Source organism: Micromonospora tarensis (assembly GCF_016803395.1).
Classification (GTDB): Bacteria; Actinomycetota; Actinomycetes; order Mycobacteriales; family Micromonosporaceae; genus Micromonospora; species Micromonospora tarensis.
In genome coordinates, this window is the sequence record NZ_JAEVHL010000392.1 from 1 (window position 1) to 3,660 (window position 3,660).

At 72.7% G+C, this 3,660-nt stretch carries 6 protein-coding genes; all 6 read left to right on the plus strand.

The genetic code is table 11. The features are described 5' to 3' along the window. Window positions 1–500: hypothetical protein (locus JM949_RS34455; RefSeq protein ID WP_238434412.1), on the plus strand; the 500-nt coding region annotated here is incomplete at its 5' end. Window positions 501–512: 12 nt separating this feature from the next. Beyond that, entirely contained in the window at window positions 513–1,121 is a 609-nt protein-coding gene (locus tag JM949_RS34460) for a glycine zipper family protein (protein WP_203152214.1), read from the plus strand. A 217-nt stretch (window positions 1,122–1,338) separates the two neighbouring features. Further along, window positions 1,339–1,815, plus strand: coding sequence for a carboxypeptidase-like regulatory domain-containing protein (locus JM949_RS34465; RefSeq protein WP_238434413.1), 477 nt, complete (start codon window positions 1,339–1,341; stop codon window positions 1,813–1,815). 23 nt (window positions 1,816–1,838) lie between these two features. Beyond that, window positions 1,839–2,660 carry a phage tail sheath subtilisin-like domain-containing protein gene (locus JM949_RS34470; RefSeq protein WP_238434414.1) on the plus strand — a complete coding sequence of 274 codons (822 nt, stop codon included), beginning with the start codon at window positions 1,839–1,841 and terminating at the stop codon, window positions 2,658–2,660. Beyond that, window positions 2,633–3,076, plus strand: coding sequence for a phage tail sheath family protein (locus JM949_RS38260; protein ID WP_309232448.1), 444 nt, complete (start codon window positions 2,633–2,635; stop codon window positions 3,074–3,076). The genes JM949_RS34470 and JM949_RS38260 overlap by 28 nt, the downstream gene beginning before the upstream one ends. A gap of 1 nt (window position 3,077) precedes the next feature. Further along, window positions 3,078–3,560, plus strand: coding sequence for a phage tail protein (locus JM949_RS34475; protein ID WP_203152216.1), 483 nt, complete (start codon window positions 3,078–3,080; stop codon window positions 3,558–3,560). Window positions 3,561–3,660: the final 100 nt, after the last annotated feature.

Sequence of the window (3,660 nt, forward strand, 5' to 3'; positions counted from 1 at the left end):
CGGGGGCCCGGCTGATCCACCTGGTGGCCGGCTCAGCCGGCCACGCCCGGCCCCGGCCGCCCCCGAGACGACGGCGACCGGCACCGGTGCTCCCGGTGGGAGCACCGCACCACCACCACATCCCGGTCGCACCATCGCAGAAAAGGGGGATCGCCGTGAACGATCTCTTCACCTGGGCCGCCCTGGGAACCATCGCCGGCGCGAGCGCCGCGACCCTGCTGGCCACCAACGTCATCGGCGGGCTGATCGGCCCGAGCGGCGACACGCTCCGCAAGTGGATCGCCATCGGCATCGCGCTGCTGCTGTCCTACCTGACAGCGGCGTTCGCCGACGACGCCGGCGGCGAGAAGTGGGTCATCGCGTTCTTCAACGCGCTTGTCATCTTCTCCGCCGCGCTCGGCGTCAACCAGTTCCCACCCGGCAACCGGCAGGCGACGCAGGCGTCGCCGACCCAGGTCGCGCAGGGTCGCGAACCCCGAGTCTTCCGCTCCTGGGTCTGAGGGGGTGTCGTCATGGTCTTCGGAATCCTCAGCGCGGCGGTCCAGGTCGGCTTCGGCGCCCTGCTCGGCTTCCTGGCCGGCGGCCCGATCGGGCTGCTGATCGGCGCCGTCGTGGGCCTGGTGGTCGGCGCGGTCTTCGGCTGGGCGGTGGCCTCCGCCGGGGTGTACGCCCCGGACGCGCGCGGCATCTTCCTCTTCGTCGTCGACCACACCTGGAGCCTGCTCAACACTGTCGTCGGCGCCAGCTACCTGACCGTGCACCTGATCTTCGGGCACTCGCTGGACCGGCCCACCTCGCTGGGCAGCGGGCGGATCTGCGTGGTGCAGGGGGTCTCGCCCCGCTACGCCACCACCATCGGCACCGTCTGCGCCGGCGCCAGCTCGGGCATCCAGCGGCACGAGGACGTGCACATCTTCCAGGGTCGCCTGCTCGGCCCGCTCTACATCCCGCTGGTGCTGGCGAACTACGTGCTGTTCACCATCGCCCCGGTGTGGCTGCTCTACCACGACCACACCAACGCGCCGATCAACCGGTTCACCAGGTACTTCGAGATCGGCGTCTACCCGCACGTGTGGAACGAGGCCATCGCGTACCGGATCCAGGGGACGCCGCCGCGATGACCAACCCCGGAGGCGGACCGATCGAGACGGCAACGACGGAGCTGGTCGCCTGGTTGACCGGCGCGGCGGGACAAGCCGTCCCGATGGCCCGCCCCGAGCGTGTGACGACGCGGACGGGCTCACCCTCTGGCCGCTGGAGCTGCGCCCGGCCCGGCAGACCCGCTCCAGCGGCGCGGTCCGCGAACCGTACCGGTTCACCATCCGCTACCTGCTCTGCGTGACCGGGCCGGCCGGGCTGGCCGGGCTGGACCGGGTGCTCACCGCGGCGACCGGCGAGGGCGGCTACCCGCTCACCCTGGACGCCAGCGAGCCAGCACTGTGGACGGCGTTCGGCACCGCACCCCGACCGGCGCTGCTGATCGACGTACCCGCGCAGGTGGACCACCCGACCCCGGCGGCGCCGCCGGTGCTGCGACCGCTGCGACTGCGGCAACTCGACGTGCGCACCCTCGGCGGACGGGTGGTCGGCCCCGAGGAGCAACCCCTCGCCGCGATGCGGGTCGAGCTGCCCGCCACCGGAGCCGCCACCCGCACCGACCCCCAGGGCCGGTTCCAGCTCACCGGCGTCCCGCACGACCCCGAGCACCCGGGCCCGGTCCGGCTCCGGCTGACCGGGCGCGGGCTCGTCCTCACCGCCGACGTCGACCCCGCCGAGCCCGACATCGTCATCGTCTGCGCGCCACCGAACCGCTGACACCCATCCGCACAGGAGGCCCGATGCCCAGCTACTTCTCCCCCGGCATCTATGTCGAGGAGGTCCCCAGCGGCGCCCGACCGATCGGCCCGGCGAGCACCAGCATCGCCGCCTTCGTCGGCGTCGCCCCGAACCGCACCGCCCACCTGGGCAAGGCGGTACCGGTCAACAACTGGACGGAGTTCCTGCGGCTCTTCGCCGACGGCGAGCGGGTGGAGAGCACCCCGCTGGCCCGGGCGGTCTTCGGCTTCCTGGACAACGGGGGCGCGCGCTGCTGGGTGGTGAACGTCGGCGAGGGCGGCGCGATCACCGGCACCGGGCAGCGGCGCGGCGGCCTGCAACTGCTGGAGGCGGTGGACGAGATCTCCATCATCGCGGCACCCGGCTTCCACGACCCGGTGTCGCACGAGGCGCTGCTCAGCATGGCCGAACGCACCCGCACCATGGTCGCGATCTGCGACCCGGCACCGGACATCGACGACATCTCCGCGTTGACCCGGGTCGCCACGCCGTCCTCCGGCAAACCGCCCAAGCCCGCCGAGGGTCCCGGCGGCGACGCGGCCCAGCCGGGCGGCTCCGGCGGCCACGAGGGGGCCGCCCACCGGCCGCGACAGTCCGAGTTCGGCGCGTTCTACTACCCGTGGCTACGGGTCCGCGACCCGATCAGCGGCGAGTTGGAGCTCACCCCGCCGAGCGGGCACCTCGCCGGCATCTGGGCCCGCACCGACGCGCTGCGCGGAGTGCACAAGGCACCGGCCAACGAGCCGGTGCGCGGCGCCGTCGACCTGGGCTACCTGGTCACCGGCCGGAACACGACGTGCTCAACCCCAAGGGCGTCAACGTGATCCGCTACTTCGCCGGGGAGGGCATCCGCGTCTGGGGCGCCCGAACGCTCGCCGCCGAGGCCAGCGAGTGGCGCTACCTCAACGTACGGCGACTGAGCATCGCCATCGAACAGGCCATCGCCAACGGCACCCGGTGGATGGTCTTCGAGCCGAACGACTTCACCCTCTGGCGCTCGATCCGGCGCGACATCGGGGCGTTCCTGACCCGGGTGTGGCGCGACGGCGCGCTGCTCGGGCGCAGCCCCGAGGAGGCGTTCTTCGTCAAGTGCGACGAGGAGACCAACCCGCCGGACGTCCGCGACGCCGGCATGGTGATCGCCCACATCGGCATCGCCGTCGTCAAGCCCGCCGAATTCGTGGTGTTCAAGCTGAGCCAGTGGGCCGGCGGCACCGAGACCGAGACGATCGGAGGCTGACATGCCCACCCCCGCCACCCCGCAGCCCGGCGCCCCGGTCGACCCGTACCGGGCGTACAACTTCCGGCTGCTCATCAACGGCGTGACCAACGGCCACTTCACCGAGATGACCGGGTTGGAGGTGAACATCCCCGGGCAGCCGTACCGGGAGCACGGCCTGGGTCGGATGCGGATGGTGCCCGGCCAGGCCGAGTACGAGCCGGTGACGCTGCACTTCGGCCTCACCGCGTCCCGCGAGTTGTGGGACTGGGTGAACGCCACCGCCCAGGGCACCCTCAACCGGCGCAACGTCTCGGTGGTGCTGCTGGACTCGGTCGGGACCGCCGAGGTGCTGCGCTGGAACCTGATCGACGCCTGGCCGACCCGGTGGCGCGGCGCGCACCTCAACACCCTCAGCCACGAGATCGCCATCGCCTCGTTGACCCTGCGCTACGAGGGCCTGGAGCTGGAGACCGGCGGTGCCACCGCGCCAGCACCCGCGTAGCTGGTTGGCCGGCCGGCTGCGCTCGGCGGCCGGGGCGGTGCAGCGCCTCGCGGCCGGGTCGAACCCGCCGGGCACTCCGCGCCGCCGTCGGACCCGCCCG